Origin of the sequence: Candidatus Seongchinamella marina (assembly GCF_026262685.1) — a bacterium.
GTDB classification, from domain to species: domain Bacteria; phylum Pseudomonadota; class Gammaproteobacteria; order Pseudomonadales; family Halieaceae; genus Halioglobus; species Halioglobus marinus.
On the sequence record NZ_SHNP01000003.1, the window covers coordinates 261049 to 277396 of the forward strand.

At 54.1% G+C, this 16348-nt stretch carries 15 protein-coding genes; 7 read left to right on the forward strand and 8 right to left on the reverse strand.

Annotated elements, in window-relative coordinates:
* Positions 1-5: 5 nt before the first annotated feature.
* Both EYC87_RS09625 and gpmI read right to left on the reverse strand, forming a co-directional pair.
* On the reverse strand, positions 6-1160 hold the full coding sequence (locus EYC87_RS09625; RefSeq protein ID WP_279252676.1) for a murein hydrolase activator EnvC family protein: 1155 nt from the start codon (positions 1158-1160) through the stop codon (positions 6-8).
* A 14-nt stretch (positions 1161-1174) separates the two neighbouring features.
* The gene (gene gpmI, locus EYC87_RS09630; RefSeq protein ID WP_279252677.1) at positions 1175-2731 is read right to left on the reverse strand and encodes a 2,3-bisphosphoglycerate-independent phosphoglycerate mutase; all 1557 of its coding nucleotides are present in this window, start codon (positions 2729-2731) and stop codon (positions 1175-1177) included.
* A 234-nt stretch (positions 2732-2965) separates the two neighbouring features.
* On the opposite strand from gpmI, the gene EYC87_RS09635 reads away from it, so the two are divergent.
* From EYC87_RS09635 to secB, 3 genes are read left to right on the forward strand one after another with little or no spacing between them, the layout of a single operon-like run.
* The gene (locus EYC87_RS09635; RefSeq protein ID WP_007230036.1) at positions 2966-3385 is read left to right on the forward strand and encodes a rhodanese-like domain-containing protein; all 420 of its coding nucleotides are present in this window, start codon (positions 2966-2968) and stop codon (positions 3383-3385) included.
* Positions 3386-3391: 6 nt separating this feature from the next.
* Positions 3392-3661: a glutaredoxin 3 gene (gene grxC, locus EYC87_RS09640; RefSeq protein ID WP_279252678.1), complete on the forward strand. Its 270-nt coding sequence runs from the start codon at positions 3392-3394 to the stop codon at positions 3659-3661.
* Positions 3662-3704: 43 nt separating this feature from the next.
* On the forward strand, positions 3705-4184 hold the full coding sequence (gene secB, locus EYC87_RS09645; RefSeq protein ID WP_279252679.1) for a protein-export chaperone SecB: 480 nt from the start codon (positions 3705-3707) through the stop codon (positions 4182-4184).
* Between the two features lie 81 nt (positions 4185-4265).
* On the opposite strand, the gene EYC87_RS09650 is transcribed toward secB, so the two are convergent.
* The 5 genes from EYC87_RS09650 to glnA all read right to left on the reverse strand — a co-directional run bounded on the left by EYC87_RS09650 (position 4266) and on the right by glnA (position 9603).
* Entirely contained in the window at positions 4266-4730 is a 465-nt protein-coding gene (locus EYC87_RS09650) for a tRNA (cytidine(34)-2'-O)-methyltransferase (protein WP_279252680.1), read from the reverse strand.
* Positions 4731-4763: 33 nt separating this feature from the next.
* The gene (glnG, locus tag EYC87_RS09655; RefSeq protein WP_279252681.1) at positions 4764-6167 is read right to left on the reverse strand and encodes a nitrogen regulation protein NR(I); all 1404 of its coding nucleotides are present in this window, start codon (positions 6165-6167) and stop codon (positions 4764-4766) included.
* Positions 6160-7221 (reverse strand): nitrogen regulation protein NR(II), encoded by a 1062-nt coding sequence (gene glnL / locus EYC87_RS09660; protein ID WP_279252682.1) that lies wholly within the window; start codon positions 7219-7221, stop codon positions 6160-6162. The genes glnG and glnL overlap by 8 nt, the downstream gene beginning before the upstream one ends.
* A gap of 268 nt (positions 7222-7489) precedes the next feature.
* Positions 7490-8008, reverse strand: coding sequence for a DUF4124 domain-containing protein (locus EYC87_RS09665; RefSeq protein WP_279252683.1), 519 nt, complete (start codon positions 8006-8008; stop codon positions 7490-7492).
* Between the two features lie 188 nt (positions 8009-8196).
* Positions 8197-9603, reverse strand: coding sequence for a glutamate--ammonia ligase (gene glnA, locus EYC87_RS09670; RefSeq protein ID WP_279252684.1), 1407 nt, complete (start codon positions 9601-9603; stop codon positions 8197-8199).
* A gap of 752 nt (positions 9604-10355) precedes the next feature.
* On the opposite strand from glnA, the gene typA reads away from it, so the two are divergent.
* On the forward strand, positions 10356-12167 hold the full coding sequence (gene typA, locus EYC87_RS09675; protein WP_279252685.1) for a translational GTPase TypA: 1812 nt from the start codon (positions 10356-10358) through the stop codon (positions 12165-12167).
* Complete coding sequence (gene dtd, locus EYC87_RS09680) at positions 12167-12604, forward strand: D-aminoacyl-tRNA deacylase (protein WP_279252686.1); 438 nt, start codon at positions 12167-12169, stop codon at positions 12602-12604. The genes typA and dtd overlap by 1 nt, the downstream gene beginning before the upstream one ends.
* Here dtd and EYC87_RS09685 read toward each other — a convergent pair.
* On the reverse strand, positions 12601-13068 hold the full coding sequence (locus EYC87_RS09685; RefSeq protein WP_007229970.1) for a GNAT family N-acetyltransferase: 468 nt from the start codon (positions 13066-13068) through the stop codon (positions 12601-12603). The genes dtd and EYC87_RS09685 overlap by 4 nt on opposite strands.
* A 153-nt stretch (positions 13069-13221) precedes the next feature.
* Between EYC87_RS09685 and EYC87_RS09690 the strand changes: the two genes are divergently transcribed.
* Entirely contained in the window at positions 13222-14019 is a 798-nt protein-coding gene (locus tag EYC87_RS09690; protein WP_279252687.1) for a cyclic nucleotide-binding domain-containing protein, read from the forward strand.
* Between the two features lie 46 nt (positions 14020-14065).
* A complete protein-coding gene (gene parC, locus EYC87_RS09695) occupies positions 14066-16318 on the forward strand; it encodes a DNA topoisomerase IV subunit A (protein ID WP_279252688.1) in 2253 nt (750 codons plus the stop codon).
* The last annotated feature ends 30 nt before the right edge of the window (positions 16319-16348 follow it).

Below are 16348 nucleotides of genomic sequence, written 5' to 3' on the forward strand. Positions count from 1 at the left end.
GGGGTTCAACGACGGCACCAGTGGGCGGGATTGACCGGTTTGCCTTTCTTGCGCACCTCAAAGTAGAGGGCGGGCTTGGTCAGGCCACCACTGTCGCCTACGGTGCTTATCGGGGTCTCTGCGCTGACCCACTCTCCCACATCTCGCAGCAGGGTCTGGTTGTGAGCGTATAAGCTCATAAAGCCATCACCATGTTCGATGATGAGCAACAAGCCCATACCTCGCAGCCAATCCGCATAAACTACGCGGCCGTGATGTATGGCTTTCACCGGCGTGCCTGCCGGGGCCGGGATGGTGACTCCCTGCCATTTCATTTTGCCCTGATTGCGTGAACTGCCAAAGCGAGCGCTGGCCCGGCCAGGCACCGGCCAGGGCATTTTGCTCTTGGCGGACTGAAAGGGCTGGTAGTTCTCCGGGACCTGCAGGTTAACGACCGCCTCACGAATGGCGTCCAGCAGTTGTTGTAACTCTTTCTGGTCGGCCTCCATTTTTTTCAACTCAGCGCCCTTGCCCTTAATACTGTCGTTCAGTTTCGCGACAGCGGCATGGCGAGTCTGCTGCGCTCTGGACAACGCTTGCTGTTGTTTTTCCAGGTCAGTCTGCCGCTGTTCTAATTGGCCGAGGGTGGTGGCAATCCGTTCTTCGGTACCTTGCAGTGCGACCAGGGTTTCCCGGAACTCGTTCAGCAGTTCGTTGCGGGCGCGAAAAAAATAACGGTAATAAGCCATCACCCGAGCAACGGTATCCGGGCTTTCCTGATTCAGCAGTACTTTGATCTGCCCCTGCTGACCCATTTGCCATGCGGTGCGCAGCTCCATAGCGATGCGTGACTGCTGTTGATCCCGGGCCTGTTCCAGTGATGTTTTTTCTTGTCGCAGTTCAGCGAGCTCGCTTTGCTGATTGGCGATAGCTTTGTTCGTGCGATTAATGTCTCGACTAATACCCGATTGTTTCAGCTCTGCCTCACGCAGTTGGGCTTGCAAGGTATTTTTGCGTTTGTTGGCACTGCTGATCTCGCGGTTAATGCGGCTGATATCCGACCTTAGTGCCTGCAGTTGTGCTGAGGCTTTCTCCTCATCAGACTGCGCCCGGGCATTTTCAGGAGCGAGTAGCGCGACCATTGCCAGCAGCATTAGGACTGCGGGCAACAGGGATCTCATTATGTGGCCATGAGTCAGGATTTAGGTCCGGCCAGGCTGCGCCCGGTCATTTCTTTTGGCGAGGCTATATTCATCATAGCCAATAGAGTAGGGGCTATGTCAGCGAGAATGCCTCCGGCGGGATCGAGCTCTAATGAGCTATTGCCGATGTATACCAGTGGCACCTTCTCAGTGGTGTGTTGAGTGTGGTGTTGCCCGGATTGGTAGTCGAGCATTTGCTCACAGTTGCCGTGGTCTGCAGTCACCAGGGCCTGGCCATCTGTTTCAAGCACCGCTTGTTCGACTCTGGCCAGGCAGTTGTCCAGCGTGTGCACAGCTTTAAGTGCGGCTTCATAGGACCCTGTGTGACCGACCATATCGCCATTGGCATAATTACAAACGATCAAATCGTAGCGCCCGGAGTGAATCGCAGTGACCAGTTTATCTGTGAGAGCCGGTGCGCTCATTTCCGGCTTTAGATCATAAGTTGCCACATCCGGAGAAGGGATTAGTTCTCTGTCTTCTCCTGGGAAAACTTCCTCCCGTCCACCGCTGAAGAAGAACGTGACGTGCGCGTATTTCTCGGTTTCGGCGATACGCAGTTGTGTCATTCCCTGCTGGGCCAGATAGTCACCAAGGACATTTTTCAGGCTCTCGGGAGGGAAGGCGCAAGCAGCTTCGATGTCAGCTGCATACTCGGTACTAGTGACGAAAGCGGATGTACTGGGCCGAGCCTGACGCTTAAACCCGTCAAAATTGTCTTCAACGAAGGCTCGGGTCATTTCTCTGGCCCTGTCCGCGCGAAAATTCATAAATAGCACCGCATCGCCATCGGCGACAAAGGCGGGTTGGCTTCCCTCTGGGCAGATCACAGTTGGCAAGACGAATTCATCGTTTTCATTTCGCTGGTAAGCGGCTTCAAGGCCAGCGACGGCGTCCACTGCGGTGTATTGGGCCACACCTTCGGTGAGCAATCGATAGGCCGGCTCTACTCGCTCCCAGCGGTTGTCTCTATCCATGGCGTAGTATCGCCCGGTAATGCTGGCGACACGACCGCAGTTTAGCTCGTCAAAAAGATCTTGGGCTTTTTTCAGCGAAGGTTTGGCACTTTGCGGTGGCGTATCGCGCCCGTCGAGAAAAGCGTGAAGGTAGACTTTGCTTGCCCCGCGATCTGAAGCCATTTTTACGGCGGCAAAAATTTGATCTTCATGGCTGTGCACGCCTCCGGGCGAGAGCAGGCCGAACAAATGCACCGCGCCTCCTGCGGCGATAGCCTTGTCGATAGCGCCGGTGAAAACCGGGTTCTGATCAAATGTGCCGTCGGTAATGGCTTGGTCGATACGGGTGATGTTCTGGTAGATAACTCGGCCTGACCCCAGGCTCATGTGACCGACTTCAGAATTGCCCATTTGCCCGGCGGGAAGGCCGACGTCCAGGCCAGAGCCGGAGACCAGAGTGTGCGGTGACTCGCGCCAGAGCCGGTCCCACACGGGAGTGTCGCCGTTGGCAATAGCGTTGTCCTGGGTTTCCTCGCGGTGGCCCCAGCCATCCAGAATGACCAGAACAGTGGTTTTTTTACAGCTATTGCTCATTGGTTTTCCATCGCTGGCTAAGAATCACAGGGCGGCATTTTACCTTGTCTGGCAGTCCCTTGCATTGCCCACTAACAATTGGCTGTAGACCAACAGGGGCAAGGCTTTCGGGGGTGGTTGCGAGCCACTGTAGCCTGTATACTTGCGTCCTTTCAAAAATAGCCGCTGACCTGACAGCCACCGGCTCCAACGTCAATCCCCGATGGCAGCTGCCGCCCCGAGACAGACATTACCATGGCTTTAGTTCTAGAATTTCTTACCCAGCAGTGGATACTGGTGGCTGCCTTGCTGGCAGTGGGAATTATGCTGTTCATGCATGAGACCCGTAAATCTGGCACCTCACTCAGCCCGCAGAAGGCCATTAATTTAGTGAATGCCCAGGAAGGGGTATTTGTCGACCTGCGAGATACTGCCGACTTTCGCGGCGGCCACATTGTGGACGCCATGCACGTTCCATCAGCAAAACTGCTGAATAATACCGGGGCACTTGAAAAGTACCGAAACAAACCCATTGTACTGGTATGCAAAATGGGTCAGTCCGCTGGTGCGGTGGGCAAAAAGCTCAACGCTGAAGGCTATGAGAACATTAATATAATGACCGGCGGCATGATGGAATGGAAGAATCTGCAGTTGCCTGTGGTCAGTAACGGGTAAGTACTGATGAGCGCTTCAATCACTATGTATTCCACCCGATTCTGCCCTTTCTGTTCGCAGGCACGTTTTTTGCTGGATAGTAAAAGCGTCGAATATGCGGATATTGGAGTCGATGCCCGTCCGGAATTGCGTCGAGAAATGACCGAGAAGAGTGGCCGCCGTACCGTGCCACAAATCTGGATCGGCGAGCACCATGTTGGCGGCTATGACGACCTCGCTCGCCTAGAGCAGTTGGGTCAGTTGGATGAACTATTAAAAGAGGTAGCCTCGGCTTAAAATCGCGGCACCAACACAATCAAGACTAACGGAGGACGGCACCATGGCCGACGAACAAGTACAACAGCAGTTTGCAATGCAACGCATTTACACCAAAGATATTTCTTTTGAATCTCCAGCGACACCGGATGTTTTCAAAAAGCAGTGGCAACCCGCTGTTAACGTGGATCTGAACACCAAGAGTGACAAGATAGACGATAACGGTAACTTCGAAGTCGTGCTGAGCGTTACGATTACCGCCAAGGTCGACGAAGAAACTGCTTTCCTGGTGGAAGTGCAACAGGCTGGTATCTTTATGATCGCCGGCATCGAAGGCGAAGACCTGAGGCGTGTCCTGGGTACAGCAGCGCCGAACATCCTGTTCCCTTACGCTCGCGAGAGCATTGACAGCTTGTGTGTCAAAGGTGGTTTCCCACCCGTTATGCTGGCTCCGGTAAACTTTGAGGCTCTGTACCAGCAGGCGTTGGCGCAGTCAGCGGCTCAGGCTAGCGAAGCTGCAGAAGGTGAATCAGCGACTCATTAAGCGCTTATTACGAGTCAACAAAAAGGGGCTACGGCCCCTTTTTTGTGCTTCAAAATTTAAAAACTAAAATTGCTGACGAAATTATTCCAGTCCCTCAAACCCTAACTGCCTGAGCGCTTCGTAGGTGATAACCGCCGCTGCATTGCTAAGATTCAGGCTGCGACTGTTTTTCAGCATGGGTATTCGAATTCGTTGCTGTGGGGGCAGTTTGCTAAGCACGCTAGCAGGTAGTCCCCTTGTTTCAGGGCCGAAGAGCAGCGCGTCACCGGAGGTGTAGGCGGCCTGATGGTGAGGTGTGCTCCCTTTTGTAGTCACGCCCATCAGTCGACATTGCGGGTGCTTTGCAGTGAAGGTACTCAGCTCCGGGTAGACAGACACTTCTGCAAATTCCCGATAATCCAGCCCCGCACGCCTGAGCTTTTTCTCATCCAGATCGAACCCTAGCGGCTCAATCAGGTGCAGCGAACAACCCGTGTTGGCGCACAGGCGCATGATATTGCCTGTGTTGGGCGGGATTTCGGGTTGATAGAGGACGATCTTCAGCATGGCCCGCATGGTACAGGCGGCCTCAAAGCAGTGCTACATTTCCAGGTCTTTCATTTTTCGGGTCAGCGTGTTGCGGCCCCAACCCAGAAGTTCAGCCGCATCGCGCTTGCGACCCTGGGTATGTTTTAGGGCCACTTCGATCATCACTCGTTCAAAGGCGGGAGTCGCCTGCTCAAGGATTTGTTGTTTGCCCTGCCCTAGCTCATTATTGGCCCAGCTTTGCAGCATTGCCCTCCAGTCGGAGTCAGTGCTCTGAGAGTCTGGAACGACATCACGACTAAGTTCAGGTGGCAGGTCGGTGATATGAACCTCACGACCCGAGGCCATCACGGTGATCCAGCGGCAAGTGTTTTCCAACTGGCGGACGTTGCCCGGCCAGTCAAGGTTGGAGAGGAAGCGCTCGGTTGCTGGCAACAGGATCTTCGCTTCGCCGCCTAGCTCTTCCGCAGCGCTCTGGAAAAAGTGCTGCATTAGGCGGGGAATGTCTTCGCGACGCTCGGATAACTTGGGGATGTGAATCCGAATGACGTTCAAGCGGTGGAACAAGTCTTCGCGGAAGTCCCCACGGCGCACCAGTTCCTCCAGGTCCTGGTGAGTGGCTGCAATGATCCGGACATCCACTTTTACCGGGGTGTGGCCGCCGACACGATAGAACTCACCGTCGGCCAGTACACGCAAAAGTCGAGTTTGGGTTTCGGCGGGCATGTCACCGATTTCATCCAAAAAAAGCGTGCCACCGTCTGCCTGCTCGAAGCGGCCAGCGCGTTTGGCGTTGGCGCCGGTAAACGCCCCTTTTTCGTGGCCAAAAAGCTCTGATTCCATCAGGTCGCGGGGAATGGCGGCCATGTTCAGGGCGATGAAGGAACTTGCCGCCCGGGGGCTGTGCCGGTGCAAAGCATGGGCAACAAGCTCCTTGCCGGTGCCAGACTCGCCATTGATCAACACAGTAATGTTGCTGTGAGCCAACCTGCCAATGGCTCGAAACACTTCCTGCATTGCAGGGGCCTCACCGATAATTTCGGTTTCAGGCAGCTCCTCCAGTATCGGTGCTTCGATGCTGCGCTCGCGCACCTGCGCCAGAGCTCGTTCGGTTATGGCAACAACTTCGTCCAGGTCGAAAGGCTTGGGCAGATATTCGAACGCGCCTTTCTGGTAGGACGTTACAGCACTGTCCAGGTCGGAGTGAGCTGTCGTAATGATCACTGGCAGCTCGGGGTGGCTTGCGTTGATTTGCGACAAAAGTTCCAGGCCGTCGGTACCTGGCATTCGAATATCGCTGATAATGACATCAGGGGTTTCCGAGACGATGCGCTTGAGAAGCTGGTCTGCATCTGCAAAGCTCTCGTTGTTGATGCCTGCCTGTTTTAGCGCGCGCTCAAGCACCCAGCGAATTGAGCTGTCGTCATCTACCACCCAGACTTTTGCCTGACTATCCATGATTTAAGTCCATTGGTAAGTAAATTGAAAAGCGGGTGTGACCGGGTTCGCTGCTGCATTCCAGCATCCCGCCGTGACGGGTAATAATTGACTGGGCGATCGTTAATCCCAGCCCGGTGCCTTCGGCCCGCCCGGTGACCATGGGCATGAAAACGGAATGCAGCATGTCGGCGGGAATGCCGGAGCCGTTATCTTCTATGTCTAGTCGACAAAGCAACCGGTGAAGTTGATTACCAATAGTGAATTGACGTTGAGGGCGAGTCCGCAGAGTGATTACACAGTCTTTCTTGCTAGGCGCCGCTTGCAAGGCATTACGAACAATATTTAACACTGCCTGCACCAGCTGACTGCGATCACCAATTATGTCGGGGAGACTCGGGTCATAGTCTCGCACCAGTTCTACCCGGTTGTCGGTCTCGGCTCTAACCAGATTGCAAATATGTTCCAGAACCTCATGAATACTCATACACTGACTATCCATCTGCTGGTTGGGGCCCAACAGACGGTCTACGAGATCACGTAACCTGTCCGCTTCGCGAATGATGATGTTGGTGTACTCTTCAAGCTCGGCGCTCGGCAGTTCCCGCGCCAGCAGCTGGGCAGCACCGCGCACTCCGCCCAAGGGGTTCTTGATCTCGTGAGCGAGCCCGCGAATCATTTCGCGGGTGGTTTCCTGGGCGTGATGCAAGCTTTCCTCGCGGCTGATTTTCAAAAGCCGGTCCACCGGCTGAAGCTCCAGTAATATGTTGATGCCATGTTCGCTGTTCGATACCGGTGTCAGCATCAGGTCTGCATGTATTTCCCGTCCGGATAGCAGCATTAACGGCATTCCCCTGCGTGCGAGGGGACTGCGATCGGCGCGAACCTGTCTCAGCACCTCCATCAGAGTCTCCGGGTTAGCGACCAGCTTATGCATGGGTTGGCCCAGGCTGCGCGCTTCGGAAGCTTCCAGCAGATCTTGTCCGGAACTGTTAAGCGAGACCACTCTAAGCTCGGAGTCGAGGGAGACAACCGCCGTACTGATGTTGCCCAGTATGTCCTGATTTTGGTGCATTTGATTATCGGTTAGGTGGATTTTCGTCTTCAATAGAGTCATTGGCCTTACAGAAAGCAATAATGGAGCCAACAAAGCGCCTTCAATAAAAAAACAATAACTTAGCTATAACTATTGGTGTTAAGAGTAAGCAAGCGCTTACTATTATTGTTTGCACAGTGTGTTGAGAGTGCCGCCGGCGCTTCCGACGCTGAAGCGACTGCCTCACTGAGTAGTAGCGCACCATTATGGTGCACAAAAAGGAGAAGGTTGTCCAGATAGACCTTGCTTAGTTCAGTCCCGGGCGGAGTACATAAACGCGCACTGAATTGGAGGTCGCAATCACTTCGCCGCTGCTATCAATTAACCGGACGCTAAGATCGTGAGCGCCACGAAATACATTCTCTAATTGCCATAGGGTACCTGTCTGTGGCGCCCCTTTTGGGGTGCCGTCCAGCAATAGCTGCAGGGTCTGGCCAGGTCGCACGCCGGGAGTGGCTGTGGCGGAGACATCAAACATACCACCGCCCATGGGAATGGTAGTCTCGTTCGCAGGAGAGGTAATGCTGACCTCGATAGGTGTAGGTTCTGGTTCGCGCGGCTCAGGGGTGCTGGGTGCGCGAGGCGCAACTGCAGGGGTAGTGTTGGTTTGCTGCAGGTCTACCTGTTCACTGGCGGTGGTGCCTGCAGGTGGTTGATCGGTAAAGACCACGTTGCCATTTGCGTCAGTGGTTTTGTAGATCTGTGCTGCGCTGTGGGTTGCAAACAATGCTGTGATTAGCAAGGCGAGAAAAGAAGCTTTGGTCATGGCGTGTTCTCCAGGGTCCAGCGAGTCCCCAATACCCTATCAGAAAAGAATTTGCGGTAAGAGTTCCCGCAGTGGAAAAGTTCAGATAATCACGGCAGTGGCGCCTGTTCCTGGTGCTTTAAATGCCAGGCTAGAAAAAAAGGGCTGACCTTGCGGTCAGCCCCTTCCCGGTGTGATAAGCCTGCGGCTTACACGGAGTAGTACATATCAAACTCTACGGGGTGAGTTGTCATGTTCAGTCGCTCGATCTCTTCTTCCTTCAACTCGATGTAAGCATCAATCATGTCGTCAGAGAAAACGCCGCCCGCAGTGAGGAATTCGCGGTCTGCGTCCAGTGCGGCCAGCGCCTGGTCGAAAGTCGCCGCCACAGTGGGTATGGCTTTGCCTTCTTCCGGCGGCAGGTCGTAAAGATCCTTGTCCGCAGCGTCGCCAGGGTGGATCTTGTTCTGGATGCCGTCCAGACCTGCCATCAACATGGCTGCGAAAGCCAGGTACGGGTTTGCTGTAGGGTCAGGGAAGCGAACTTCTACGCGCTTGCCCCTGGGGCTTGGCTCATAGGGAATTCGGATTGAAGCAGAGCGGTTGCGCGCCGAGTAGGCCAACATCACAGGTGCCTCAAAACCGGGCACGAGACGCTTGTACGAGTTAGTAGACGCGTTGGTGAATGCATTCAAAGCGCGAGCGTGCTTGATGATGCCGCCGATGTAGTAAAGGGCTTCCTCTGACAGACCAGCATAGCCGTCACCGGCAAATACATTATCGCCGTCTTTGGCAATGGACATATGAACGTGCATACCAGAGCCGTTGTCACCTACCACGGGCTTAGGCATGAAAGTAGCCGTCTTGCCGTAGGCGTGTGCCACGTTGTGTACGCAGTATTTGAGTACCTGTACTTCGTCACCCTTGGTTACCAGGGTGTTGAAGCGGGTGCCAATCTCACACTGGCCCGCGGTACCTACTTCATGGTGGTGTACTTCAATATCTAGGCCCATTTGCTCCATTGCAGTACACATCGCACCGCGAATGTCGTGGAGGGAATCGACAGGGGGTACGGGGAAATAGCCGCCCTTAACGCCGGGGCGGTGACCGATGTTGCCTTCGTCGAACTGATGGTTGGATACCCAGGCCGCTTCTTCAGAGTGGATCTGGTAGCTGGCACCAGACATGTCCACGTTCCACTTGATGTCGTCAAAGACAAAAAACTCTGGCTCAGGTCCGAAGTAGGCAGTGTCACCAATGCCAGTGGACATCAGGTAGGCTTCTGCGCGCTTTGCTACGGAGCGCGGGTCGCGGTCATAGCCTTGCATAGTAGTGGGCTCAACCACGTTGCAACGAACAATCACGGTAGTGTCGTCAGTGAACGGGTCGATCAGGGAAGCATTGTCGTCAGGCATGAGAATCATGTCTGATTCGTTAATACCCTTCCAGCCCGAAATAGATGAGCCGTCGAACATCTTGCCACCCTCAAAGAAATCTTCATCGACTTCCTTAGATGGGATGGTTACGTGCTGTTCTTTACCGCGGGTGTCGGTGAAGCGCATGTCTACCCAACGCGCTTCGCTTTCTTTGATCAGGTTCAGAGTTTTCTCTGACATGTCTAGTCCTCCAGGGGATTAAGTGTGGCCAGCGGGCCAGCCAGTTTGCTTTTTCAGGGGCCCAGCCAAAGCTTGCGCCCAAATGTATCGGCAGTTTCAGAGTTAGCAAGAGCTGTGCCAAAAAGGTGCTAAAGGTAACTTATTGAATACTATAAACTTTGTGCTGTAGCTCGCGTGTGTCGAAATAAAAGTGCACCAATAAAGTGCATCAACGCACAATATTGGTGCAAGGCCGCCGATTATCGGCCTGCTTGCACCGCCTGCACCAATCCGGAAGCGATGTCCGTGCATTGCATTCCCGCGCAGGGCTACGCATTAGTGCCCCTATGAAATTTGATGTCAAGTTTTTCTACGAGGTGATCACTCAGAGTGAACCCGATCTTCGTCGTTTTATAATCCAGCGCGATGAAAATCTGAAGGTTGTGCTCCAGAGTATCGGCCCTAAAGTTCAAATCCACCCCGGCTGAGACAAGCGATAAAGAAGCGCAAAGCAGGCCTTCCCAGCTGACGCCCGATAGCCGTTACATGCTGCTTTGCGGTGCAGGGGCGATGAATCGCCGCTATGACGGCGTTCCTGTGGAATCCTGACATCGTCAGCTAAAGGTTTACGTCCCGTAAAACTACCAAAACACGACCAATTCTCTAGTGTATAATCCGCGGCCTTCGAACGCCCACTAAACGTCTCGTGGAAGCGCCCTGTCGCCGCATGCGGCAGATTAGTCGCTCCAGAAAATGACTCTATAGGTAACCCCTTGATCGATAAACTGCGCAATATCGCCATCATCGCCCATGTTGACCACGGCAAAACAACCCTGGTGGACTGCTTGTTGCAGCAATCCGGGACATTGGACCGCCGCGCCGAAGGCGCCGAGCGAGTGATGGACTCCAATGACCAGGAGCGTGAGCGTGGTATTACCATCCTGGCGAAGAACACTGCGATTGAATGGAATGACTATCATATCAATATCGTAGATACCCCCGGGCACGCCGACTTCGGCGGAGAGGTGGAGCGAGTGCTGTCCATGGTCGATTCGGTACTGCTGCTGGTGGATGCCGTGGACGGGCCTATGCCGCAGACTCGTTTCGTGACCTCTAAAGCCTTTGAGCAAGGCCTGAACCCCATTGTGATAGTCAATAAGGTAGACCGCCCCGGTGCCAGACCAGACTGGGTTGTGGATCAGGTGTTTGATCTTTTTGACCGCCTTGGTGCTAATGAAGAGCAGCTTGATTTTCCAGTGATTTATGCCTCGGCAATTGAAGGTATTTCAGGCCTGGATCACGAACACATGGCTGCGGATATGCAGCCACTGTTTGAAACCGTTGTGGAAAAAGTGCCAGCGCCGAAGGTCAATAGCGATGGACCTTTGCAGATGCAAATCAGCGCACTGGACTACTCCAGTTATGTTGGTGTGATCGGTGTGGGTCGCATTACCCGCGGCAAACTGGCTCCCAATACCCAGGTTTCTGTCGTTGGTATCGAAGGTGAAACTCGCAATGGCAAGGTGCTTCAGGTGATGGGTTATCTGGGTCTGGAGCGCGTAGATGTTAACTCGGCCGAGGCTGGGGATATTGTCTGTGTGACCGGTATTGATGGCCTTAACATCTCGGACACACTGTGCGATCCCGCTGCCATAGAGGCACTGCCAGCCCTCAGCGTTGATGAGCCCACCGTTAGTATGACCTTCCAGGTCAACGATTCTCCCTTCGCGGGCAAAGAAGGCAAATACGTAACTTCCCGCAATATCAAGGAGCGCCTTGAACGTGAGTTGATACACAACGTGGCTCTGCGCATTGAGCCTGGCGACAGCCCAGATAAGTTTAAGGTATCAGGCCGTGGCGAACTGCACCTGTCGGTGCTGATCGAGTCCATGCGGCGTGAGGGGTTCGAATTGGGTGTCTCTCGACCCGAGGTGATTCAGAAAGAAGTCGATGGCCAGATGCAGGAACCTTATGAACAGTTGGTGATCGATTGTGAAGATGAGCACCAGGGTTCGCTGATGGAAGAGTTGGGCCTGCGTAGAGCAGAGCTTGAAAATATGGTGCCAGATGGCAAAGGCCGGGTGCGCCTGGAGTTCATTATTCCCGCCCGCGGCTTGATCGGCTTCCGTTCCCAGTTTCTTACCATGACCTCGGGCAGCGGAATTATGACGCACGTGTTTGACCATTACGGCGCAGTCAAAAATGCGGAAATCATTCATCGCAGCAATGGTGTATTGGTGTCCATGGTCAAGGGCAAGACACTCGCTTATGGGCTGTTCAACTTGCAGGATCGAGGCCGTTTGTTTGTTGATCCTAATGTGGACGTTTATGAAGGCCAGGTCGTTGGTTTGCACAGCCGCAGCAATGACCTTGCTGTTAATCCCACCAAGGCGAAGCAGCTGACCAATGTGCGCGCATCAGGGACCGATGATGCGCTTACTCTGACGCCCCCAGTCAGGCACACCCTGGAGCAGGCACTGGAGTTTATTGAAGACGATGAGCTGGTGGAAGTGACACCCGGAAGCATCCGCGTTCGCAAAAAGTTATTGCAAGAGCATGAGCGTCGGCGGGCTGGCCGCGTCTGATGAAGGCCCTGATCCAGCGCGTTAGTAGCGCTCGGGTTGAGGTTGCCGGTGAGGTCGTTGGCGATATCGGGCTGGGGCTGCTGGTTTTGCTGGGTCTGGACAAAGGCGATGATCATGCTGCGGCCCAGCGTATGCTGGATAAGCTATTGGCTTACCGGGTTTTCGCTGATGAGCAGGGAAAAATGAACAGCTCGGTAACGGATGTATCCGGGGGCGTGCTGCTGATCTCCCAGTTCACTTTGTCCGCTGATACCCGCAAAGGGCTGCGCCCCAGTTTTTCCTCCGCCATGCCTCCTGCAGAGGCGCAATTACTTTACGATGCCATGTTACAAGCGCTTGTTGAGCGCCATACTGAGGTGGCCTCCGGGCAATTTGGCGCCGACATGCAAGTGAGTATGACCAATGATGGCCCCGTGACTTTTATGCTTGAGGTTTAGTCAGCGCTACTGTTGGGATTACTCAACACCATTTCCAGGTGGGGAACACCGTCGAGGTCGTAGATGCCCCCATCGGTACTAAATCCCAGTTCCTTATAAAATTTTTCCAGGTGAGCCTGGGCATGAATCCGGATATCGCTGTGCGGCCAGCGCTGCAGGTTGTGTGCTATTCCCCTGCGTACCAGCTCGCGCCCAAGGTCGCGACCGCGGGCAGCCGGTGCGACCACGATCCGCCCCAGGGTGCTTTCTTTCTCCTGTAGTCCGGGAGGCAGGCATCTCTGGTATCCCAACAACAGCTGATCTTCCCAACAGGCGAAGTGGATGGCCTCCAGATCCAGCCCGTCGGGGTCCACATAGAGACTGGTTTGCTCGACTCCAAACACTTCCTGCCTGAGCTTTAAGGCCGCGTAAAGTTCTCTGCTGCTCAATTCGTCGAAACTCGCTAGTTGCCAGCGCAGTGACATGCTTTAGATTCTCCTTTTCCTTGGTATGGTCTTTCTCCCGATAGGGAGAAGTTGCTACTATAGGGGGCAATTGGTTGCAGGGACAGGGAAGTTCTGCAGCGATGATGATAACGCCCGGCAGTGGAGACAGCTGTCGGCACAAGAGAGAAACTGATGCTGGCGACCGCCGAGCTTTCCCCGGATTTTGCTATTTTGGGCCAACAGTACAAAAAACTGGTCAGCGCACTGCTGGAAGTGGTCAATATGCCCGCTATTCCGGTGGAGGTCGAGGCCACCGCCAGTGGTAACTTCCGTGGTTTTGACGGCAATCAGTTCTACGTGGTGGAACGGGGCGCAGTTTGTGCTCGCTATCAGGAAAAGACGGTCTTCCTGCTGGAAGAAGGTGATATTTTGTTACCGGATATAGCAGGGACGAACGATAAGAACGCTGCGGTTTTTTATGGCTCTGATGCAGGAGCAAGGCTTGGTAGTTACCCTGCCCTGGAGTTTATGCGGCGCGTGTTTAATGACCAGGAAGCTACAACATTGTGGACCCGCCTGTTAGTGACGTATTCAGGTTTGATGTTGCGTATTACTGCCGCCAATATTCAAGAGCAGACGGATGCAACACCTGGCTTTGAAGTCTATGAGGCGGGTGACATTATCATTCGTCAGGGCGAGCGCGCTGACTATGTATTTAACATGTCTGCCGGCACGGCAGAAGTGGTAGTGGACGACGTCATTGTAGGTAGTATTGGTGAGGGAGAAATTTTTGGTGCCATGGCGGCATTGACCCACGCTGATCGCAGTGCCACTGTACGTGCCAAGACCACCTGTTCAATAGTGAAGGTCCCTAAGGAGCAGTTCACCGAACTGATCAAAAGAAACCCCTCTACCATTCATAGTCTGTTAATTGATATGGCAAACTCCATTGTCAATTTGAACGAAAAGCTGGTGGGCTTGCAGGGCTGAGTAGTATTTTCGCCGTCGCGACGGCGATCAATCCAACGGAAACAACATGACAGACGTAATCGAAATCGACGAGGACGGCATCGAACAGGTGTCGCTCAAAACCTATGCGGAAAAGGCATACCTGGACTATTCCATGTATGTGATCCTGGACCGGGCCTTGCCTCATGTTGGGGATGGCCTGAAGCCCGTTCAACGGCGAATCGTATACGCCATGAGCGAACTGGGCCTGAAGGCTACCGCCAAGTTCAAGAAGTCAGCACGTACCGTGGGCGATGTTATTGGTAAGTTCCATCCACACGGTGACAGCGCTGCCTATGAAGCCATGGTGTTAATGGCGCAGAATTTCAGCTATCGCTATCCACTGGTAGACGGGCAGGGTAACTGGGGCTCGCCGGACGATCCAAAGTCCTTTGCTGCAATGCGTTACACCGAATCGCGTCTCACTGCTTATGCCGACGTGCTGCTGTCTGAGCTTGGCCAGGGTACGGTTGATTGGTCGCCAAACTTCGATGGCACTATGGATGAGCCCACGGTGCTGCCAGCTCAGGTGCCTAATGTGTTGCTCAACGGCACCACGGGTATTGCTGTTGGTATGGCCACTGATGTTCCGCCGCACAATTTGCGGGAAGTGGTGGCCGCCACTATTCACTTGCTCGAGTCGCCTAAGGCGAGTGTTGCTGAGCTTTGCGAGCATGTGCAGGCACCGGACTTTCCAACCGATGCGGAGATCATTACCCCGCGAGAAGACATCATGGCGATGTATGAGACCGGGCGTGGTGCACTGAAAATGCGCGCTGTATGGGAAAAGGACGGCCCAGATATTGTGGTTAGCGCCTTGCCCCACCAGGTATCCGGGTCCAAAGTCCTGGAACAAATTGCCCACCAAATGCAGGCCAAGAAGTTGCCCATGGTGGCTGACTTGCGTGATGAATCCGACCACGAAAACCCAACTCGATTAGTGATTGTGCCGCGCTCGAATCGGGTGGAAGTGGAAGCTGTGATGAATCACCTTTTCGCCACGACTGATCTTGAACGCAGCTATCGGGTCAATTTGAACATGATTGGCATTGATGGTCGGCCCGGCGTAAAGGGACTGGACCGTATTCTCAAGGAGTGGCTCAAATTTCGTACTGAGACAGTTCGCCGTCGCCTGGAGTATCGTCTCGAGCGGGTCTTGCGCCGACTGCACATCCTCGATGGATATCTGGTGGCCTTCCTCAATATCGATGAAGTGATCCACATTATTCGTACTGAGGACAAGCCCAAGCCTGCGCTGATGAAGCGCTTTGGCATTTCTGATGTACAGGCGGAAGCTATTCTTGATCTGAAGCTGCGTAATTTGGCCAAGCTTGAAGAAATGAAAATTCGTGGCGAGCAGGACGAGCTGGAGGTTGAGCGTGATCAGCTGCAGACCATCCTGGGGAGCGCCGCCCGCCTTAAGACGCTGATAAAGAAAGAACTGCAGTCGGTAGCCGAAAAGTTTGGTGATGACCGTCGCTCGCCTCTTATGGCGAGAGATGAAGCCCAGGCCTTCAGTGAGCTGGATCTGATGACCGCTGATCCGATCACTGTCGTGATGTCCGAAAAAGGTTGGATACGCGCAGCCAAAGGCCACGATATTGATCCTTCCTCGCTCAGTTACAAATCGGGTGATGGCTTTAAAATGGCCGCCAAGGGTCGCAGTAACCAGCCCACTGTGATTCTCGACTCGACGGGCAGAGCCTACACGGTACCCTCACATAACTTGCCCTCTGCTCGCGGTCAAGGTGAGCCTGTGACCGGGCGGATCAATCCTCCATCAGGGGCAACCTTCGAAGGCTTGATGATGGGTGACGAGGGCGATCTCTATTTGCTTGCCTCGGATGCTGGCTATGGCTTCGTGGCTAAGTTGGGCGAACTGCAAACCAAGAATAAAGCGGGTAAGGGCGCACTAAATCTGCCGAAGGGTAGTGGCGTCATGCAGCCGGCGGCGATCAGCGAAGCTGAGGGCGCATGGGTTGCCGCGGTCACCAACGAGGGTCGACTACTGGTATTTCCACTGGAGGATTTACCACAAATGGCCAGGGGCAAGGGCAACAAAATTATCGGTATTCCTACTGCCAGGGTGCAGTCGCGGGAAGAATTTGTGATTGCAGTGCAGGTGCTAACCGACAAAGATACGCTGGTCGTCTACGCCGGCAAACGCCACCATAAGCTTAAGTTCAGTGACTTGAAGCACTACTGTGGAGAGCGCGGACGCCGCGGCAATAAGTTGCCACGAGGATTCCAGAAAGTAGATGCTATGTTGGTAGAGAGCTGATCAGGCTGTTCGATATTGCGACGCTTTAAG